Genomic DNA, 20395 nt, shown 5'->3' on the forward strand with positions numbered 1-20395 from the left:
CGTTGCGATATTCATGTCGAAAGCCGGCGTTGAAGAGGAGCTCGAAGCGCTGTTTCGTTCAGTTATTGCCACCACGTTGAAGGAGGAGGGTTGCATCAGCTATCAGCTAAACCGTGACCTTGACCAGCCGCGCCGCTTTGTATGGACAGAAGAATGGGAAAGCCGCGATCTTCTGGAGAAGCATGCGGCTAGCCCGCATATCCGGGCAATTCTTGAGAAAATCCCCGCACTCGTCGAAAGTGCTGAGGTATTTCCGCTGCGCAAGATTGACGGTGGTGCTGCTTAGAGCATTTTCGAGCCAAAAGTGCGAAGCGCCTACGCGGGGAAATCAGTCCACTGGACTGATTTCTGATCTTGGCTCTCGATGCGTAGGATAATACGTAAAAACAAATAGATAGAGCGGTCCCCAAAGGTTCCAATGACTCCGTTTTAACTGGAACCGCTCTAGACACTCGTTCTCTGACCGGATTGAGCCTGAGAACATGAAGCCCGGATCGCTAGCGACCCGGGCTTCATGACTTTTTGATGTACAAACGATAAGCACTTGAGGGAAGCTGGCTCGGCTCAATCGTAAACCCAGCCGGCAAATTCATCTTAGCGCTTCAGCCTGACTACCGTCTTGTGGGAGGGAGGTCGGTGCAGGTGCCTTCGGCGACCTCCGCCGCCATTCCGATTGTTTCTCCTAGGGTAGGATGCGGGTGGATCGTGCGGGCAATGTCAACTGCGTCCGCACCGAGTTCGATCGCCAAGCAAATCTCTCCGATCATGTCGCCGGCGTTGGGTCCGACAATTGCACCGCCGATAATCCTTCCGCTCTCCTTCGAGAAGATCAATTTCGTCATTCCGTGCTCTGCACCGTTGGCAATAGCTCGCCCCGAGGCAGCCCAAGGAAAACGAGATACTTTCACCTCTTGGCCGCTCGCCTTGGCGGTGTCTTCAGTGACACCCACCCATGCTATTTCGGGATCCAGATAGGCTACCGACGGGATCACCATCGCCTCGAAAGCCGTTTTGTGCCCGGCTGCCGCCTCGGCCGCGACGTGGCCTTCATGTACCGCTTTGTGCGCGAGCATCGGCTGCCCAACAATATCCCCTATTGCAAAAATGTGAGGAACGTTCGTCCGCATTTGCTTATCTACACTGATGAAGCCTCTTTCGTGAGTGACACCGGCTGCTTCCAAGCCAATTTGATCACCGTTGGGGCGTCGGCCAGCTGCCTGAAGCACGAGATCATATGATGCTGCTTCCTGCGATCCCCCGAAGCTTGCCGTAAGGCCGCCATCTGAAGCATGCACGGCATCGAGCCTGGTTGAGGTCATTATGCGATCGAAACGGTGGGCATTCTTCTTCTGCCACACCGATACGAGGTCTCTATCTACGCCGGTCAGAATAACATCCAGCTGTTCCACCACGTCAATACGCGAAGAGCCCAGTGCGCTGTAAACCGTCGCCATCTCGAGACCAATGATCCCGCCTCCGATTACAAGCATCCGCTCAGGGAACGCATCCAGCTTGAGGGCTCCCGTCGAGTTGACGACGCGCGCATCTTCCGGAAGAAACGGCAGAGAAATCGGCGAGGAACCGGCTGCTATAATGCAGCTCCTGAAATCGACCCGTCGCAAATCGTTTCCGTCGGCGACATCCAATTGGTGAGCGCCACCGAAACGAGCAGTCCCCGTGATACGCTCTACCTTGCGGATCTTGGCCATTTGAGCCAGTCCGTCGGTAAGTTTTTTGATAGTGGCGTTCTTGAAATTGCGAACTTTATCTAGGTTTATCAAAGGATCGGAGAATGAAACGCCGTGAGCTCCGATCCGATCCGCTTCCTCTTTGACCGCCGCAAGATGAAGCAGCGCCTTCGAGGGTATGCACCCTACGTTCAGGCAGACGCCGCCCAACGCATCATACCGCTCCACAAGGGCGACTTTAAGGCCCAGGTCAGCCGCGCGGAACGCCGCTGAGTAGCCACCCGGCCCGCCGCCAATAACGACCAGATCGTAGATCCCCTCCAACGGTGTATCAATCGTCGTCGCCATCGGGCTCGTCGCCTCCTCTTCCCCTCCATCTGCAGGCGACGGGTTTTCTTCTACCGAACTGGATGTCTCTAAAACCGCAAGCAGCGACCCTTTGCTTACTCTATCCCCGAGAGCGACCTTCACGCTTTTCAAGACGCCTGCCCAAGGGGATGGAATGTCCATCGTGGCTTTGTCACTTTCGACTGACGCTATCGGTTGCTCGACCTCTACGAGGTCTCCATCCTTGACAAAGATTTCCGCAACCAGAACGTCTTTGAAGTCACCCAAATCGGGAACAAGAATCTCTACAGTGGACATTGTGATACTTTCGAATTTGCGGGCGCGGGATTAAAGGAGGGCGCGTCGGAAGTCGCCCAGGAGGGAAGCCAGGTGGCCGAGGAAGCGGGCTGCGGCCACGCCATCGACAACCCTGTGGTCCCACGACAAGCTCATCGGCATGATCAGTCGGGGCTGGAATTCCTTGCCGTCCCATACGGCCTGCATCTGTGACCGGGCAGCTCCCAAGATAGCCACTTCCGGCGCGTTGATGATCGGAGTGAACCCCGTTCCACCGATGCCCCCGAGAGACGAAACAGAGAAGCACCCTCCCTCCATGTCGGACGGCAGGAGCTTGCCCTGCCTCGCCTTTTCCGACAGAGCGGACATCTCCGTCGCGATCTCGATCAAGCCTTTCTTGTCGCAGTCGCGTATCACCGGAACCATCAGTCCTTTGGGTGTATCGACCGCAAAGCCCACGTGGACGTACTGCTTCTGGATCAGTTGACTCCCCTCCAGCGAGGAATTGAACCGCGGATACGCTGCGAGCGTAAGAGCGGACGCCTTCAGCATGAACGCGACCATAGTCAGCTTCACCTGAGGCTGACGTTTCTCTCCATTGACCGCGAGCCGGAAAGCCTCGAGGTCTGTCACGTCTGCATTATCAAAGTTTGTAACGTGCGGGATATTCAGCCAGTTGCGGTGCAGGTTGGCACCTGAAATCTGCTGGATGCGCGAGAGCGGCAGACGTTCGATTTCACCGTACTTCGAAAAGTCGAACGACGGCATCGGTGGTATTCCCGAAGTCGACGTGTCACGAGTGTTCCGGGCAGCCGACGGGGCGCCCCCTGTTAGCTGCGCCTTGACATACAGCTGGACGTCCCCGCGGAGGATGCGTCCACTTGGACCCGTTGCTTTGACAGCGGACAGGTCGACGCCAAGCTGTCGGGCAAAAGCTCGAACGGAAGGAGTAGCATGGGAGTTCGTTGCGATGTCGGGAACCGCGGTGGCCGTGGTAGCCTTTTGCTGCTCAACTTGTATCGCAGCCGTGCGAGCGTCCGTATTTACAGTCGCAGCGGGTTCGGCCGTGGGCTCCGCTACGGACGATGATTGGGATACGGGAGCGGGACTTGGAGCACGAGAAGGAGCAGACGCCGTCTCTGCGACTGCTTCGATGATGATTACCGGGACGCCCTTCGAGACTTTCTTTCCAACCTCAACAAGCAGCTCGACGACCTTTCCGGCCACGGGGGACGGTACCTCGATCGTCGCCTTGTCGGACTCGAGAACGATTAACGACTGATCCGCCGCTACCGCGTCTCCGGGCTTAATCAGGACCTCCACGACGGGCACGTCCTTGTAGTCGCCGATATCCGGCAGTTCGACTGTATATTGAACGCCCATGGGCGCATCCTCCCTAAATGATTGGAGTGAGCGCGCGTAACTGCGCCCATCGGCATGTCACCATTTCGCACCCCGTAGGCGCGAAGTGTGGAACATCAGCGCAACCACGGAGCGGGTTGCTCGCCATCGAGATTGTATTTCTTGATCGCGTCAGTAACCTTCTTCCGATCGATCCCGCCTTCTGCGGCGAGCGAGGACAGGACGGCGACAACTATGTGCTGTCTGTCGACTTCGAAGAACGACCGCAGCGCCTGCCGAGTGTCACTCCGACCGAAGCCGTCAGTCCCCAGCGCCAGGAAACGCGCGGACACGTAAGATGCGATCAGCTGAGGATAAGCCCTTACATAATCAGTCGCCGCGACAATAGGAGCAGACCCCGCCAGCAGTGTCTCCACATGGCTTTTGCGCACAGGCGCCTCTGCATTGAAGATATTGTTTCGCTCACATTCACGCGCATCTCGCGCGAGCTCGCTGAAGCTTGTTGCACTGAAGACCTCGGCTTCGATGCCCCAATCCCGTTTCAAAACGTCCGCGGCTGCGACGACCTCTGGAAGAATTGCGCCTGATCCGACCAACCTGACAGCGGCGGCATCCTTGGGGCCGCTCAGACGATACATGCCTTTGACTATGCCGTCTTCAACATCCTTTGGTATCGAAGGCTGCGCGTAACTCTCGTTCATGGCGGTGATGTAGTAGAATTCGTCCTCACCATCCTGCAACATCCTCCGTGCGCCGTGATCGAGTATCACCGCCATCTCGTAGGCGTAAGCTGGGTCATATGCGCGGCAGTTCGGAACCATAGCGGCCATCAAGTGGCTGTTGCCATCCTGATGCTGAAGTCCCTCGCCTCCAAGGGTTGTCTTGCCTGCAGTGGCACCGATCAGGAAACCGCGAGCTCGCTGATCGGCTGCTGCCCAGATAAGATCCCCGATACGCTGGAACCCAAACATGGAATAGTAGATGTAGAACGGCAGCATTGCCTTGCCGTGAACGCTGTATGACGTAGCCGCAGCGACCCACGACGAGATCGCCCCAGCCTCTGTGATGCCTTCCTCAAGCAATTGACCGTCGACGGACTCCTTGTAGAAGAGCATCGAACCAGCATCTTCGGGCTCGTAAAGCTGCCCAACTGGTGAATAGATGCCGACCTGCCTGAAGAGATTGTCCATCCCGAACGTACGAGCTTCGTCAGCGACGATGGGTACAATCCGGGGGCCCAGTTCCTTGCTCTTCAGCAGGTTGCTGAAGAGACGGACTGCTGCCACTGTTGTCGACATTTCCTTGTTGTCGGCTCGTACCGCGAAGTCCGCGTAAGTCGCGAAGGCGGGAACTTCCGTTCGCTCGACCGACTTCTGGCGCTTAGGTAAATATCCACCGAGCGACTCGCGACGGGCTCGCAGGTAGGCGAGCTCGGCTGAGTCCTCGGCAGGCTTGAAGAATTCTAGGTCTTCGACCTGTTGATTGGTAAGAGGGAGATTGAACTTATCCCGAAAGGCGATCAGCGCATCGATGTCCAACTTTTTCGCTTGATGAGCGGTCATCCGGGATTCTCCCGCTCCACCCATGCCGTAGCCTTTCTTCGTCTTTGCAAGGATCACCGTCGGGCGCCCCTTAGTCTCCTTGGCGGCTTTGAATGCCGCGTAGAGCTTGCGGAAGTCGTGGCCCCCGCGCTTCAGCTGGTCGATGTCTTTGTCTGACATATGTGCAACCAGCTTCCGCACCTCGGGGTCTTCGTCGAAGAAATTCGCAAGGTTATAGGCGCCGTCTTTCGCGCCCAACGTCTGGTATTTACCGTCGACGGTCTCAGCAAAGCGCTTCAGAAGATTATGATTTTCGTCTCGGGCGAATATCGGATCCCATTCCGAACCCCAGAGAACCTTGATCACATTCCAGCCAGCGCCCTTAAAAAGGCTTTCCAGCTCTTGGATGATTTGCCCATTGCCGCGAACAGGGCCATCGAGGCGCTGCAGGTTGCAGTTGATGATAAAGGTCAAGTTATCCAGCTTTTCGCGGGCAGCGAGCGAGAGCGCGGCTATGGACTCGGGCTCATCCATTTCTCCATCGCCGAACACGCCCCAGACATGCTGTTTGTCGGTGTCATACAGCTTTCTGTCGCGGATGTAGCGCATGAAGCGAGCTTGATAGATGGCGCTGATCGGGCCGATACCCATCGAACCGGTGGGGAATTGCCAAAAATCGGGCATCAACCAGGGATGAGGATAGGAGCACAGGCCATCCCCCGTGATTTCCTGTCGATAGTGAGCCAGGTTCTCTTCGTTGAGACGACCTTCGAGGAACGCGCGTGCATAGACACCGGGGGCCGAGTGCGGCTGGAAGAATACGAGGTCACCCCCGTGGGCTTCACTCTTTGCCTGGAAGAAGTGATTGAAGCCGATTTCGAAGATTTCTGCTGCGGAAGCGTAGCTTGCGACGTGACCGCCCAGCTCGCCGTAAGCTCGGTTGGCGCGAACGACCATCGCGAGCGCATTCCATCGAATGATCGACGTAATACGCTCCTCCATCGCTAGATCGCCTGGGAAGGGAGGCTGCTTGCTCAGCTCAATCGAGTTTCTGTACGGCGAATATGGGAGGCTTTCCTCCACGACACCAAGCTGCTTCGCTCGACGATCGAGTGCATCCAGCAAGTAACGCGCGCGACGCCCGCCTTCCACCTTGTTTACCGCTTCGAGCGACTGCAGCCAATCCAGCGTCTCTACAGGATCACTGTCCGTTGGGTTAGCTGCGCTTGCTATCGTTTGACCGGAAATCTCGTCCATGGTTTATTCCTCCTGATTTAGAACGCTTGTACCATAAAGACAGGAGTGGTTTATGCTGATTATGGACGTTGCGGCGGTGAAATCGGCATATCGTGCTTCTAGATGCATGCGGAGCAGCAGAAATGGGGTGCTTTATGAAGATTGATAACTTTGATCGCAAGATACTCGCGGAACTTCAGAAATCGAGCAAGCTCACCAACGTTGAGCTCGCCTCACGCGTCGGATTGTCTCCGTCGCCTTGTCTCGCGCGCGTCAAAGCCCTCGAGGCGACCGGTATAATCAAAGGACATGTTGCCTTACTGGACTCGGAGAAGCTCGGCGGCACTATCAGTATTTTCATCCATGTGACGTTGGAGCGTCAGTCCGAGCAGGTATTAGGGCTGTTCGAGGCTACCGTCAGCCAGCTCCCGGAGGTCATGGAGTGCTATTTGATGTCAGGCGATGCCGACTATTTATTGAGGGTCGTCGCTCGGGATACCGTAGCGCTTAGAGACTTTATCCTGGACAAGCTCTCGAAGACCGCGGGTGTTGCGAACATCAGGTCGAGTTTCGCTCTAAAGCAGGTAAAGTACAACACCTCCCTCCCCATCGCCGAGTTGTGGCCCGCGACCGCCAAGTAACTGGGAGCTGCTATCGGACGCCGATCTTGATCAGGTGAACCGCACCGAGTTTGCCGGAGGCCATTTGGTTTGCGTCATGCGGCCATAGCTGGTTCATCCAGCATGGCGTGGTATCGCTCTTCAGCCTCGGCTGGCGGCATGTTTCCGATTGGCTCCAGAAGTCGTCGGTGGTTGAACCAGTCGACCCATTTCAGAGTGGCGAATTCTACCACCTCTAAGTTCTTCCATGGCCCGCACCTATGAATGACTTCGGGCTTATGGAGACCGTTGATCGTTTCGGCGAGTGCATTGTCGTAACTGTCGCCGACGCTTCCGACAGAAGGCTTTATGCCAGCTTTCGCCAACCTCTCGGAGTAGCGGATAGACAACTATTGAACGCCCCTGACGCCCTCCTAAGAGTCAAGCCGCGATTTGGCGAATGATCGTTTCGCCGCATGGCGGCAGCCAGTCAATCCCGCAGTCGCCTTAAACTCTGCCTGAGATGTTGCCAATGCCCTGAAGGTATGGATTTTCCGAGGCCGCAAGGTAGCCCGTGAGAAACGTCACAAGTGTTCCGATTGGACTTGTCGGGGAGTCGTCCTCGGAGACGACCGCAATTTCGGTCATCGGGAGCGCAGGCCAATGGTCGGGTGCTTGTAGGGTCGTCATGCTTCCGCGAACGAATGTCGCGCCAAGCACGGTGATGCCAAGACCGCCCGCGACGGCTGCTTGTACGCCCATCAGGCTTGAGGCAGTGCAAACTGACATCCACTCCTGTCGAACCGAATCCAATGCGGTGATCATTATGTCCCGGTACGCGCAGGGAGCGCGCAGCATAACGAGCCGAGCCGGCTGAGAAAAGTCGACCTCGTAGTCGCTGCTCGCTGTCCAGACCAAAGGCTCCCGCCAGATCACGCGGCCCTTCTTTGCCCCGCCATCCTTTTTTGCAATGACAGCATCCAGTTGGCCATCTCGGTAGGCTGCGTGGAGCTCGCCGCTCAGTCCGGTCATCAGCTCGAGGTGGACGTCTGGATAGACGTGACTAAACCTGGACAACAATTGGGGCAGTTGGGAAGGAATGAAGTCTTCGCATATTCCCAGTCGCAAATTCCCACTTGTTGTCGGTCGCATCAAATCGCGTACCACGGCATCGTTCAAATCGAGCAATCGTCGGGCTGAGGCTAGAAGGCGCTCCCCATTTCGGGTCAGTACCACGGCCTTCGCTGTTCGCTCGAACAGCTTCTGGCCAAGGGTCGCCTCCAAACGCGATATCCTCTGGCTGATTGCCGACTGTGAGCGGCCTACAAGCTCTGCTGCGGTGGTAAAGCTTCCTGAAAGAGCGACGGCGCTGAAAGAGCGAAGCAAATCGATTTCGAGGTCTGGAACGCGCATTGGAAAGTCCCTGTTCATAGCAAGGTTACTAGAGCATAATCCGACCGGAGTGAAACGAGGATCGATAAGATTATGCTTGAAATAGAAAGGGTAGAGCGCCGATCTGATTCATTCAGATCGAAACGCGATCTAACATGAGCGAAGCGCCACGTCATTAGTAAAGCTAATAGGGTCAAGAAGTATTATTCGTTTGTCTGATTTATGAACATCGCTTACCCGTCAGTGATACACAAACGGGAGATTTGTCATGAGAGCACTAATCCTAAAAGAACACGGCCCGACCAGCAATTTCGAGGTCCAGGACATCGAAACTCCTCGCCCGGGTCCGGGGCAGGTGGTTGTCCGGATAGCAGCGGCTTCGCTCAACCCGATCGATAACAAAATCCGCGCAGGTCTTCCTATCGGCCCAGAACTTCCGTCTGTGATCGGCTGCGACTTCGCTGGAGTGATCGCGACGATCGGGGATGGCGTTGAAGGCTTTTCAGTCGGAGACGAGGTATTCGGCTGCGCTGGCGGCGTGAAGGGACGCGGTGGCGCTCTTGCCGAGTACATTGCCGCAGACCAGGAGTTGATCGCGAAACGGCCATCGAACATTTCAGTGAAAGAGAGTGCGGCGCTTCCTCTGGTGTCGATTACCGCAACAAACCTGCTTGAGCGCCTACAACTGCGTGAAGATGACAACCTTCTCATCCATGGCGGCGTAGGCGGCGTCGGGCACATCGCGCTTCAACTCGCGAAGCGTATCACCAACTCGATCACAGTGACTGTCGAGAATGAGGATGACGCACGCGTTGCACTTTCGCTGGGTGCCAGCGAAGCGATCTTGTTCAAGCAAGAGAGCCCTGCCGAATACAAGCAGCGTCTGACCGAGGGGCGAGGCTTCTCCGCTATCATCGATACAGTCGGTGGTCCGAACCTCATAAATTCCTTCGAGGCGGCCTCCCTCGACGGACGCATCGCAACGACGGCGGCAAGGGCCACCCTGGATCTCGGACTTGTCCACGCCAAGGGCCTCACATTGCATGGAATTTTCATGCTCATCCCGATGCTCCATAATCACGAGAAAGCCAAGCACGGCGAGATCCTGAGGAACATAGCCAAGATAGTCGAGGCGAGTCAGCTCAGTCCCATTGTGGATGATCGCAGCTTTTCGCTGGACCAAGCGCCGCATGCTTATGACGAGCTGGAAGGTGGGCGTGCGAAGGGCAAACTGGTCATTGATATCTAGAGCGTTTCATCTTTTGACGGAATCTTATCAGGCATTATCGAGATAGTTTTGGCAATCGGCGGGCTGGATGGTTGCGACCAAGCTGCCGATATGACGCTATGTGTGGGCGATGGCGCGCTTTTGCGCATTTCTCACCCAATGTTTAATCTTGGAGATGGCCTGTTCGATCGTACTTAGGTCCGGCGCATGTAATCCATGGCCTTGACCACATCGGATGAACTGGACAGTGTAGCACGCTCTTTTATTAGCCATTCATGCATATCATCGAACAGCAGCTTGCTCTTTTTCTGCCGCTCTTTGACCCGTTCTTCAGCGCTCAGTCCATTGATCTGCCGCTCAATGTCAAACAGTGCATCGAAACGCCTAACGGCTTCAAGCGCAATGGGCGATATTGGCCTGCCATTCCGCTTACGATCCCGGGCGCTTTTCTCAATATCAGCCAGTTCAAAGAATTTCCGTCGTGCATGTGTATGACAAAAGGCGAATGTAATCGGGATCTCTTTCATTTGCGCGACCGCAATCGGTTCAAACCCGTTGTAGCAATCCGTTTGCAGAATGCCGCCGTATCTGGCCAGATGCTTCTGCGGGTGCGCGCCGCGCCGATCACCCGAAGCATAATAGACTGCCGCGGGCGATGCCTGGCCATTGAATGGTTGATCATCTCTCACATAAGTCCAGATGCGTCCGGTTGTGCATTTGCCTTTCGCCCGGATGGGAATGGTGGTGTCATCACCGTGAAGTCGCTCAGCCGCAAAGACATGACTTTCGATCAGGTTGAAGAGTGGCATCAACGCGGATGTTCCAAGCCCCACCTGATCCGCAAGCGTCGAGGTCGACAGATCCATGCCTTCGGATTTGAACCGCGTGCTCTGACGGTTGAGCGGAATGTGCATGCCAAACTTGTCGAATAAAATAGTAGCCAGCAATTGGGCTCCAATAAAACCGCGTGGCGTGGCATGGAACGGCGCCGGTGGCTGGCTGATTGCTTCGCAATCCCGACAAGTGAACTTTTCTCGCACCGTCTCAATCACCTTGAAGCGGCGCGGAACTTCTTCCAGCGTCTCAGTAATGTCTTCACCCAGTTTCGATAGGCGTGATCCCCCGCAACACGCGCAAACCGTTGGGGCTGCAATCACAACGCGCTCACGTTCAATATCTTCCGGCCATGGCTTGCGAACTGGACGTTTGCGCGTAAACGAACGCACGCTTGACGCTTTGGCAGATGCCACCTGTGCGGCGGCCTCATCTTCGCTCGCAGACATCACGAGTTCTTCAAGCTGCAACTCCAGTTGATCAAGCAGACGCGCTGTGCGCTCGGAACGCTGACCGCGCAATTCTCGTCTGAGCTTCTCTATCTTTAATTCCAGAGCAGCGATCAACGCATCATTGTCAGAAAGCATGGCTTGCGCATTGGCGGCTTGCGCTACAGCAACGTCACGTTCTGCCACAATTATAGTATGCTCAGCCAGCAGCGCCAAATAGGCACTTTCAAGGTCTGCAGGAAGATCGAATGGCTTCAAACGCATGAAGCAATTCAATCATATTCTCCTGCAATTTCAACCAAATAATGCTACCCAACCCGCGTTGGACGCCATGTTTCCTGCGGATTGCGCCAGTCAATTCCAGCGAGCAAATAACTCAGCTGGGCCGGTGATATTGTAACAGCGCCACCTTCAGCAGATGGCCAGATAAACTTGCCCCGTTCGAGCCTTTTTGTGAATAAACAGCTCCCCTGGCCGTCATGCCAGATCACTTTTAACAAATCACCACGCCGCCCCCGAAAGCAAAACAAATGGCCACCCAGTGGATCAAGTTTCAGAACTTCCTGCACGCGCAACGATAATGAGGGAAACCCACATCGCATATCCGTATGGCCCGTCGCAATCCACACCCGCACATCCTGACCTGAAGGAAGCGTAATCATCGGTGGCGCCGTAAAACATCAAGTACACGATCTAGCGTATCGGATAAAAAACCATCGCCAACCCGAACCCGATGCCGCGAACCAACCTCTATTTCTATCATCCCAGTCGATGACGATGAAGGCGATTGCCGATTACAGACAGATGTAACTTCTTTAAGGCTATCGACCGGTGCACGTACATCTGGCTCCGTTGCGTAAACCTCCACAGAAAGAAATTCCGGTAACGTTGCCGTGTCGCTCAGAGGCAACCGAGAAACCTTCAGAGCCTTGCGCCATTGATAAATCTGCGACGAATCCAATTCGTAACGCCGGGCGACCGATGCAACGCTTGCGCCCGCCTCAAGCGTCGCAAGAACAATTTCTTCCTTCAATGCCGCCGGCCAGCGACGGCTTACAACGCCCTTATTAGGTAAATCTATCCTGTGAGAACTCACGTGACGCTCCTTGTGTCTCTTATGAAATTCAAGGACACAATCTTCACGTCATGCCGTCAAAACAAGGCGGCCCTGCTCGGATAGATACCCATCTCCCGTCGCATCGATGACTGAGCAGTTGTCGACATACAGCATGGCGTGTGAAATCGGGCTGATAGTGGTGGCGCGGATAAATTTACTGATTCCCGCGTCGCTAGTCGTCAGGATCACATCCCCACGTTTCAATGCCTTTTCGTTCAGTCTCTTTTTCATGGAAGCCCCTAGAGAAGGCCGTGACGACCGGCGCTAGGATTGCCTGTAAACACGGTCAAAGCCACCTGCTCCTTAATGCGATCGGGCGGATGCTGGTTTTCAATGATGATGACTTGGCTATCCTGACCGTGGTGACCGATGAGATAATCATAAAAGCGCTCTTTCAGGTCCGTACCTCTCAACGCGATCTCTTCATCACCTTCGGGTTTAAAATAGGCAAGCAACGGAGAGTCGAGAACGACGAAGCCGGGGTGAGATAGGCCGTTCGACTGGCAGTACTCAAGCAAGGCGATATTTACTGCAGCATGGGTGATGGCACGAAGGCCTTTACCGCGACTCGACCTTGGTTTTCCGTCGATAACGAAGTCGGACGATTCTTTATCGTAGTACACATGACATTCGCCGGGGAAATGCCAGGCCTTCAATATCTCGGAAACCTTTGAAGAGAACGCGTGTGCAACTGATTCTGGTATGCCGGTCGTCACTTCCGAACCTGTGGATTCAGGGGTGTCGTCTTCCAGCAAGCCGGTCTTTCTGACGACGAGCTTGTCGTGTCTCGCGAATAAATCAGCGGCCTTTTGGGCACTAGAGCGTTCCTCGACGAGTGCTGAAAAAGAAGCCCGAACTTCAGTGACGTCAGGCCCAACGGACTCCTGAATCTCTCCATTCAACGCGTTGTACTCGGCTTCGACGCCCTTCAAAGCCTCAGATAGTTCTTTGGACTCTGCCGTCAAATCCGAGACAGTCGAGCCGAGTTCCGCCTGAAGGCGCAGTATTTTTTTGATTTCAGCTGTTGCCGCCGCGACGATGGCCTCGACGTCACCGTCGCACGTCTCGTCAAGGTGCTGCGCATCCGGGTTTGCACCGCAAAGCGGACAGGCCACCCGCTCCACGTGGGTAAACATGGAGCCGCTTTCTTGAATTGAGGTGAGCCTCTTGAGATCGACGTCGTAATGGTCCGAAAGCAACCGGAAGCGGGCGAGAATATCACTGATCTCATCGAGCCTGTCCGAGGTTTCCTGCTTCTGCTCGAATAGCTTCCGGCGCTTGCCCATAAGCTCGTCAAGGTTCTTCTGGGAAGCAGAAAGTTCCTCGCGTCGGGTTTCAATTGACCCTTCCAATCTTTGGAGCTGTTCTTCCAGCTCTTCCCGATCTTCGCCAAGGTCCTCAATCTCTGTCTGTAGGTCAGAAAGAAGCTCGTCGATAAGTGCGATTTGGCGGGTGTTGTCGGGAGACTGATCGGCGTCGGGCACAACCGAGGAGTCGTCGACTCCGGTCAGCAGCAGTTTGACAGTGGCGATCTCGGAAGTTTTGGTCGTGAATTGGCCGCTCCAGAAGGGCGATCCAGTCCGCTGGATTTCACCTTCCTGTACAATAACGAGCCGCGCAAGATTTCTGAAGCTCAGACTCTGGGTTGTACCCTTGGCCTTGCTTTTGAGGATACGCTTCCCCAAGAGTCCGATTTTATCGAGGAGATATCCTGACAGGTTGTCCGTTTTATCATGCGCGTGGTTCTGTTTAAGCGTTGTGAGCTCGAAGTCACCGTCTTCTCTCAGATCAAACAGCCGAAAATTTCCGCCCGACATCGAGCGTTGCAGCTTGAAGTCTTCGTGCCCGATTGCCGCCAGACAAAGGCTGAGTTGATCATACTTTACCCTTTCCGGGATCTCCTTTAGTGAAGAACCGCCCAACATGAAGTCAATCGAGTCGGCCAGAAACGATTTTCCGGTATCAGAGGCACCGCAAATCACATTCACGCCTGAGCGGAAATCAAGCTTCGCCTCGGCCTTTGGACCGCGGAAGCAAATACTTCGAAGCTGGAGATAGCTATCGCTCACGCGCCATCTCCTAGTTGCTGGGCGGACTGGAACTGGCTAGACCAGCGCGCGAAGAACTGATGTGTAAATTGGCGCACCTCATCCGTCGACATGTCGACGAAGCATTCCACGGCCCATACAGCGCGCATTTTCAGATTTACAGAATATTCGTCGCTCAGAGAGGCGATGAACGGAGCGGCGGCCTCATCTGCGATGTAGGTGAACCCTTCCTGTGCAGGCAACCTTCGAACGAGGCCTCGGCTCATCATCAAAATCAAGCCCTTCTCAATCAGACCTCGGCGAACGAGCAATTCCCCGGCACGAAGCGGCGACGGAGCGTGCAGGCTTTCCGGACCTCCGGCGTCTCCCGAATGCACCACTAGATAGTCCATCTCAACCAAGCGCTGAAGATCGAACGCCGCGGGAAAGGCGGCATGCAGGATGGCCAGCGATCGCACACCGGTCTCCAGCGGGCTATTGAATGGTGTAGGTTTGTGATCGCTATCCATCGTCCGGCATCCATGTCAGTCGGTCGTCGTTGGCTAACTGATGACAAATCCCCTGGCAGTCTTGCTTTTTGGTCACTGACGAGAGTGAGTTTGCTGTGATCGAGAGCGCTGCAGCCTGTATCAGCGTTGCGCGCATCCTCTCGAACCCGTCTGGATGATGCCCCTCGCAGATATCGATAACCCCGTGACAAACCTCATCTTGTAGCGCTGCGAACGTCCCCTGCGGCACTGTGTCACGCGCGAAATTGCGCAGCGACTCGGCGTGGTAGAAGCGCTCTCGTTGCCTAAGAAAGTCGCGCTTTATCGGAGCATAGGCGTCAAGTGCAACCGGGTCGTTCATGGGCGTCCCCAACTGGTCGCCGTAGGCGTCAAGGAGTTGTCTGATATAGCGGCTTTCTGTTTCCGCAGGGGTCTCCGGCGGTTTGTCGGGGTCCGGACGCGGCGGCAACCCTCCACCAAACCGGATGGCATGATAGCCAGTGGTGCTGTGGCCTTCGATCAACTCGACATGTGACTTTGAAGAAAAGATGCTGAATTCAAAGGTGTCGAAGTAAGCTCCAAGAGCGCCGGTCAGGGGAATCTCTTCGGTCGAGGTAATCCCCTTCGCGCAGTGCTTTTCCCAGTGCTCCCGTGCTTTAGCTTTAAGCGTATCTGGCTTGTTGAGAAGTTGTTCGAGCGACGTACCGATACCCTGCGAGGCCACGAAAAAGTGCTTCCTCGGCGGAAGGTATTCGCCTTTGAACGAGTAGTAGACGATTTTCCCTATCTCGACCCAGATATCACTTGGTCGCAGAGGGTGGTCATATCGCTTGCATTGATAGTTGTCCCATACGTCACGAAAACCATCATCGGACGTGAACCCGGCGATGTCGACTCCCAGATCACCTGATCCACCGAACCGTCTGACCTTGATGTATGAGCTTGTCAGGCTCGTTGACCATTCTTCGATGAAGTATTCCCAATCGTCGGGACTAAAGATGCGGATGCGCATGACCTTGGGGATCGGCACACCGCTTACCACATGCTCCGGTGATACCGAGTGCGTTGGGGGCTTTGGCTTGATCTCCTCAAGGTAATTTTCGTCGATCAAGCGGCTTTCTCGCAATCTTTCAACAATCTAGAGATCATTCTTCTAACATTATTGTCAAAATAGCCTAGGTGAATTTGAAACTACTTCGAAAGGACGCGACTGGGAAGCTTTCTTTTCACGCAGAACGTGAGAAGGCTTTGATGAAGATCATGAAGTCGAACGCGTGCCATCACCTACGCGCTGCGGTGCACCTGATGCAGCTTCAGGTACAATGCGAATGTCGGCTAAGAGCCGAAATACCCTATACTGCATGTCGGTCACTGACGGTCTACCCTTGCCGCCGCGCCTTTGCGAACCCGCGATCTGTAGCAATGAAACGCTCCAACATCGGCACGATGAGTCTGACGGGATCAACTGCGGGCTCACCACTTTCGCGGGCCAGAACCTCTGCATAAGCGGTGAGATCACGGTGCAGTTGCCCGGGCAGTTCCACCGTCACTTTCACGGGCTTGTCCTTGGTGAGCGGTCCAAGTTTCAGCTTTGCCATGGTCAATTCCTGTAAGGTTCGAGCACGAGGTCGCGGGTGACGATGACCCTGACGGGATAACCGGGCCGGATGGTCAGCGTCGGCGCGACCTGCAACTGGCGCTGGACGATCTGCTGTCCGGCCTGATTGATAGTGTCCTGCGCCCCATCGCGGATGGCGCGGATCAGGCGGTCTTCGTCATCGGCTGCAAGCTCTGTGCCAATGCCGAGCAGCGTGGACAGGCCTGCGGCCTTCATCAAATCCCACCAGTGATAATCGACGCCATCCTCAAGTCCGGCATAGCCGGAAGCGTCCGCGCCAGGCTGTCGCTCCAGCACGATGGAGCGGCCATTGGGCAGGATCAGACGATTCCAGACGAGCAGGACGCGGCGCTGGCCGAAGGTCACACCGGCGTCGTACTGGCCGATGATGCGCGTTCCCTGCGGGATCAAGAGCAGCGCGCCGGTCGGGCTGTCATAGACGTTTTCTGTTACCTGTGCGGTGATCTGGCCCGGCAGATCGGAACGAATTCCGGTAATCATCGCCGCCGGAATCACGGCTCCAGCCTGGAGAATGTAAGGCGATGCGGGCGCCATGATCCGATCCGTGGCAACGGTCTGGCGATCTGCCGGACCATTCAGAAATGCCGTGTGTCGGTCCTGCGTGGCAGGCTGACCGCCAAGGTCAAGGCCAGAAAGGCCCGGCAAGTTGGAGCCAGGTGTCGTCGTCGTCCTTTGGTCCGACTGAAAAAACACGGTGCTGAGACGTGCTGCTTCTTCCTCGGCCAAACGGCGCTCCTCGGCGGGATCACGGGCCGGTGTTGCCATAGCGGGCGGCATAACGGGTTGCCCCCTGTTCTGAGCGTCGAGGATCGGCCCGCCGAGGTCGCCTGGCAAAGCTGGCCCCAGAACCGGGCCGGTGTAATCGCGCGGCAGACCGGCCAGCCCGTCCGCTGTAGGGCGGTTCTCGGTTGAATAGAGTTCTTCGGCATTTCCGCTCATGTCGCGGGTCTGGAGTGCGTAGATCAATGCGCCGCCAATACCGAGCAGCGCGACAGCACCAGCACCGGCCAGCATCTTGCGCGAGAGACGGGTGACGCGGGGCGGTTCGGCGCGCAGTCGCATCGGTGCTGCGGTAGTGGTTGCCTCTTCACTCATGACGGATTCTCCCCGATTTGCGTGGACTGGGCCGCCTGCCGTTGCTCTGTGCGGATAATTCTGACCGTCTGCTGTCGGTCACCACTGCCGAGACGCAGTTCGGCCGCGCCGAATAGGCGATCCACGATGAGGATATTCTGGTGGATGCGGCTGTTGACGATCTGCGGCTCACCATCGGAGCCAAGCACGAAGATCGGTGGCATCTCGCCTTGCACGATCCCACGCGGGAAAACGACATAGACGCGGCGGCCATCATCGAAGATGGAAATGGGGCGCCATGGTGGGGTGTCGCCCGTCAGGCCATAGCGATAGTTGCGTGCGGCCTCGGCCGGAATGATCGGCGCGGCGGGAACGGTCTGGCGTTGACCGGCAGGCGGCGCAGGATAGGACCAGGACACAGACGGCATGTAGAGCGCCTCACGGGCCCGCAATTCGATCATGTAGGTGCGCCGGTCGGTCGTCACCACGAGATTGGTCGAGATATCGGGCCGGGTCGGCTTGACCAGAATGTGGACGCGGCGTGTTGTTCCCGATCCGCTCTCGGTGTCCCCGATGGTCCAGCGGGCGGTATCGCCAGCGGCAATCGGTCCAGCGCCCGTCAGGCTCTCGCCCGGCTCCAGCGCGATATTGGTGATCTGGCCCGGCGCGGCGTAGACTTGATAGAGTGCGCCTTCCGACCAGGGATAAATCTGGATGGCGTTGTAATATCCCTCGCGGCGCGGTTCGACACGGGCGGCGGCATTGGCATTCTCCACGCGGCCGGTCGGCGTCGTGGCGACGGTCCCGCCGCGCGCCACGGTCCAAGTCGGCGGCGTATGCAGCGGCCGGGGCCGGTCATCGGTGACGGCGGCAGGCACGACAGGCAGCGCCGGCACATCGGTATCATAGCTGAACTGTGGCGTGCGGTTGGTTGCGCAACCGGCCAGCATGGTCGCCGACAACAACAAAGCAGCGAACGCGGGTTTGCAAAAAGCCGGAGAAGCGGCCGTGCGGATATTCGTGCGGGTCATTGGCTCATCTCCCGCGACCATGAGATGGCATTGACATAGATACCCAGCGGATTGGCGCGCAGCCGTTCAGCGTCGCGCGGCGTCTGGATCACGATGGTCAGGATGGCGGTCCAGCGTTCGGTGCTGGAGAGCTGGCCGTTTTCGTAATGGCGCTCCGTCCAGGCGACTCGAAAACTGTCAGTTGAGGCGCGGATCACCGACGATACCTCAACAGCAACCTGCTGGCGCCCAACCTTTGTGAACGGATCGTTGGCGCGGGCATAATCATTGAGCGTTGCCGCACCCCGGTCCGTCGTGAACTCGTAGGCACGGAGCCAGTTTTGCCGCACGATGATGGCGTCGGCGGGGATCGAGCGCGTCTGCTCGATGAAGCGGCCGAGATGAAAAGCGATCTGGGGATCGGTCGGGCGATAGTCGGCGACAGCCGGGGCAACGGTTTGCGATTGCCCGAGATTGTCGACCTGTACCACCCAAGGCACGACCGTCCCGCGCGCCGATTGCCAGACAAGGGCGGAGGCGAAGCCCGCTGACAGGATCAGTGAGCCGAAGGCCATGATGCGCCAGTTCTTCGCCTGCACACGCGCCGAACCGATGCGCTCGTCCCACGCCTGGGCGGCTTTCTGGTACGGGGTCTCGGGTTCAGGCGATTTGCCGTAATGGGTTGACGGGCGTCTGAAGATGTTCATGAGCGATCACTTTCGGAGATGTTGACGGAAGAGCCACTGCCGTGACTGTCGCCGGCGCGGACGGCATGGGCGGCCATGGTGGTGCCGTGATTGAGAGCCTGACGGCGGTGCATCTGCTGCGCCCATGCCGGCGGGCCTCCCGCCGGAGCAGCAGGTGCTGTGGATGCGGCGGCACTCGCGCCGCCAATACTTCCCTGCGTCGTCGATCCTCCGGTGACGCCGAGCCCGGCGCGGGCACCATCGGAGAAGCTGCTTTTGACACTTTCTGCTGCTTTCGATGCGGCACGCTTTAACGGCGAGACGGCTGCGGAACCTGCGGCACGGGCAACGCCGCCCAGACCAGAGGCGGAACCTGCGGCGCCTGACTGACCAAGCGAACCGACGCTGTAGGCAGCGCTCGCCGCACCTGCGGCGGCTGCACCACCCCGGACGGCAGCGGCTCCACCGGAGCGCGCGGCTGCTCCTCCCTTTGCGGCCATGCCGGCGGCGGCACCGCCGGCAAGCATCATGCCGCCTGCGGCAAGGCCGGTTCCAACGGCAGCACCCGCACCAAGCTGCGGGCCGCCGGAAACCAGACCCGAAGCAATACCGGGACCGAATATGCCCAGGCCAAGCAGGGATAGTGCAGCAAGAACGATTGCCATGGCATCGTCGATGGTCGGCGTCACGCCGCCGAAACCGGCGGTGAATTGTGAAAACAGCGTCGAGCCGATGCCGATGATGACGGCCAGCACCAGAACTTTGATACCGCTTGAGACGACATTGCCCAGCACCCGCTCTGCCATGAAGGCGGTTTTGCCGAAGAGGCCGAACGGGATCAGCACGAAGCCAGCCAGCGTAGTCAGCTTGAATTCGATCAGGGTGACGAAGAGCTGCACAGCAAGAATGAAGAAGGCGAGCAGCACCAGCACCCAGGCGAACATCAGGCAGGCGATCTGGATGAAGTTTTCGAAGAAGGACCAGTAGCCCATCATGTCGGAGATGGATTCGAGCAGAGGGCGGCCGGCATCGAGGCCGGTCTGTGCGACCTTGCCGGGGCGCAGCAGATCAGCGGCGGAGAAACCGGTGCCTGACCCTTTCAGGCCCAGACCGGCAAAGCTGTCGAAGATGATCTGTGCGAGATTGTTCCAGTTGCCGATCAGATAGGCGAAAACGCCCACGAACAGCGTCTTCTTGACCAGCCGGGCGATGATGTCGTCATCCGCACCCCAAGACCAGAACAGTGCCGCCAGCGTCACGTCAATGACGATCAGCGTGGTGGCGATGAAGGCGACTTCCCCGCCGAGCAGGCCAAAGCCGCTGTCGATGTAGCTGGTGAATACGCCGAGGAAATTATCGATAACGCCGGTGCCGCCCATG

The 20395-nt window shown here is 57.0% G+C and carries 18 protein-coding genes and 3 pseudogenes; 3 read left to right on the forward strand and 18 right to left on the reverse strand.

Annotated elements, in window-relative coordinates; all coding sequences use genetic code 11:
* Positions 1 to 13: 13 nt before the first annotated feature.
* Positions 14 to 286, forward strand: coding sequence for a putative quinol monooxygenase (locus tag FHW03_RS22455; protein ID WP_377515513.1), 273 nt, complete (start codon positions 14 to 16; stop codon positions 284 to 286).
* 325 nt (positions 287 to 611) lie between these two features.
* Here FHW03_RS22455 and lpdA read toward each other — a convergent pair whose 3' ends face one another.
* The 3 genes from lpdA to mdeB form a co-directional block, all read right to left on the reverse strand.
* On the reverse strand, positions 612 to 2333 hold the full coding sequence (gene lpdA / locus FHW03_RS22460; protein WP_182522664.1) for a dihydrolipoyl dehydrogenase: 1722 nt from the start codon (positions 2331 to 2333) through the stop codon (positions 612 to 614).
* Positions 2334 to 2363: 30 nt separating this feature from the next.
* Positions 2364 to 3695 carry a dihydrolipoyllysine-residue acetyltransferase gene (gene aceF / locus FHW03_RS22465; RefSeq protein WP_182522665.1) on the reverse strand — a complete coding sequence of 444 codons (1332 nt, stop codon included), beginning with the start codon at positions 3693 to 3695 and terminating at the stop codon, positions 2364 to 2366.
* Positions 3696 to 3790: 95 nt separating this feature from the next.
* Positions 3791 to 6472, reverse strand: coding sequence for an alpha-ketoglutarate dehydrogenase (mdeB, locus tag FHW03_RS22470; RefSeq protein ID WP_182522666.1), 2682 nt, complete (start codon positions 6470 to 6472; stop codon positions 3791 to 3793).
* Positions 6473 to 6606: 134 nt separating this feature from the next.
* On the opposite strand from mdeB, the gene FHW03_RS22475 reads away from it, so the two are divergent.
* Positions 6607 to 7092, forward strand: a complete 486-nt coding sequence (locus FHW03_RS22475; RefSeq protein ID WP_182522667.1) for an Lrp/AsnC family transcriptional regulator — start codon at positions 6607 to 6609, stop codon at positions 7090 to 7092.
* A gap of 74 nt (positions 7093 to 7166) precedes the next feature.
* Here FHW03_RS22475 and FHW03_RS22480 read toward each other — a convergent pair.
* Both FHW03_RS22480 and FHW03_RS22485 read right to left on the reverse strand, forming a co-directional pair.
* Positions 7167 to 7460: pseudogene (locus FHW03_RS22480) on the reverse strand (integrase core domain-containing protein); the annotation flags it as partial.
* Positions 7461 to 7557: 97 nt separating this feature from the next.
* On the reverse strand, positions 7558 to 8463 hold the full coding sequence (locus tag FHW03_RS22485; RefSeq protein WP_182522668.1) for a LysR substrate-binding domain-containing protein: 906 nt from the start codon (positions 8461 to 8463) through the stop codon (positions 7558 to 7560).
* A 247-nt stretch (positions 8464 to 8710) separates the two neighbouring features.
* On the opposite strand from FHW03_RS22485, the gene FHW03_RS22490 reads away from it, so the two are divergent.
* The gene (locus FHW03_RS22490; protein WP_182522669.1) at positions 8711 to 9691 is read left to right on the forward strand and encodes a zinc-binding dehydrogenase; all 981 of its coding nucleotides are present in this window, start codon (positions 8711 to 8713) and stop codon (positions 9689 to 9691) included.
* 27 nt (positions 9692 to 9718) lie between these two features.
* Here FHW03_RS22490 and FHW03_RS26150 read toward each other — a convergent pair.
* From FHW03_RS26150 to trbL, 13 genes and pseudogenes are all read right to left on the reverse strand, one after another.
* Positions 9719 to 9880: pseudogene (locus tag FHW03_RS26150) on the reverse strand (IS630 family transposase); the annotation flags it as partial.
* Positions 9877 to 11217, reverse strand: a pseudogene (locus FHW03_RS22495) (IS66 family transposase); the annotation flags it as partial. The pseudogenes FHW03_RS22495 and FHW03_RS26150, both read right to left, overlap by 4 nt.
* A gap of 44 nt (positions 11218 to 11261) precedes the next feature.
* Positions 11262 to 11615, reverse strand: a complete 354-nt coding sequence (gene tnpB / locus FHW03_RS22500) for an IS66 family insertion sequence element accessory protein TnpB (RefSeq protein ID WP_094543092.1) — start codon at positions 11613 to 11615, stop codon at positions 11262 to 11264.
* A complete protein-coding gene (locus FHW03_RS22505; RefSeq protein WP_182522670.1) occupies positions 11612 to 12049 on the reverse strand; it encodes an IS66-like element accessory protein TnpA in 438 nt (145 codons plus the stop codon). The genes tnpB and FHW03_RS22505 overlap by 4 nt, the downstream gene beginning before the upstream one ends.
* A gap of 48 nt (positions 12050 to 12097) precedes the next feature.
* Positions 12098 to 12301, reverse strand: coding sequence for a hypothetical protein (locus tag FHW03_RS22510; protein WP_182522671.1), 204 nt, complete (start codon positions 12299 to 12301; stop codon positions 12098 to 12100).
* Positions 12302 to 12309: 8 nt separating this feature from the next.
* Positions 12310 to 14139, reverse strand: coding sequence for an AAA family ATPase (locus FHW03_RS22515; RefSeq protein WP_182522672.1), 1830 nt, complete (start codon positions 14137 to 14139; stop codon positions 12310 to 12312).
* Positions 14136 to 14627 carry an ABC-three component system middle component 2 gene (locus FHW03_RS22520; RefSeq protein WP_182522673.1) on the reverse strand — a complete coding sequence of 164 codons (492 nt, stop codon included), beginning with the start codon at positions 14625 to 14627 and terminating at the stop codon, positions 14136 to 14138. Before FHW03_RS22520 ends, FHW03_RS22515 begins: the two co-directional genes overlap by 4 nt.
* Positions 14620 to 15717, reverse strand: coding sequence for an ABC-three component system protein (locus tag FHW03_RS22525; protein ID WP_182522674.1), 1098 nt, complete (start codon positions 15715 to 15717; stop codon positions 14620 to 14622). Before FHW03_RS22525 ends, FHW03_RS22520 begins: the two co-directional genes overlap by 8 nt.
* A gap of 268 nt (positions 15718 to 15985) precedes the next feature.
* On the reverse strand, positions 15986 to 16204 hold the full coding sequence (locus tag FHW03_RS22530) for a DUF2274 domain-containing protein (RefSeq protein ID WP_182522675.1): 219 nt from the start codon (positions 16202 to 16204) through the stop codon (positions 15986 to 15988).
* A gap of 2 nt (positions 16205 to 16206) precedes the next feature.
* Positions 16207 to 17340 (reverse strand): TrbI/VirB10 family protein, encoded by a 1134-nt coding sequence (locus tag FHW03_RS22535; protein WP_182522676.1) that lies wholly within the window; start codon positions 17338 to 17340, stop codon positions 16207 to 16209.
* Positions 17337 to 18350: a P-type conjugative transfer protein TrbG gene (gene trbG / locus FHW03_RS22540; RefSeq protein ID WP_182522677.1), complete on the reverse strand. Its 1014-nt coding sequence runs from the start codon at positions 18348 to 18350 to the stop codon at positions 17337 to 17339. The genes FHW03_RS22535 and trbG overlap by 4 nt, the downstream gene beginning before the upstream one ends.
* Positions 18347 to 19036, reverse strand: a complete 690-nt coding sequence (gene trbF / locus FHW03_RS22545; protein WP_182522678.1) for a conjugal transfer protein TrbF — start codon at positions 19034 to 19036, stop codon at positions 18347 to 18349. Before trbF ends, trbG begins: the two co-directional genes overlap by 4 nt.
* Positions 19033 to 20394: a P-type conjugative transfer protein TrbL gene (trbL, locus tag FHW03_RS22550; RefSeq protein ID WP_182522679.1), complete on the reverse strand. Its 1362-nt coding sequence runs from the start codon at positions 20392 to 20394 to the stop codon at positions 19033 to 19035. The genes trbF and trbL overlap by 4 nt, the downstream gene beginning before the upstream one ends.
* Position 20395: the final 1 nt, after the last annotated feature.

Source organism: Ochrobactrum sp. RH2CCR150 (genome assembly GCA_014138095.1).
Lineage (GTDB): Bacteria > Pseudomonadota > Alphaproteobacteria > Rhizobiales > Rhizobiaceae > Brucella > Brucella gambitense.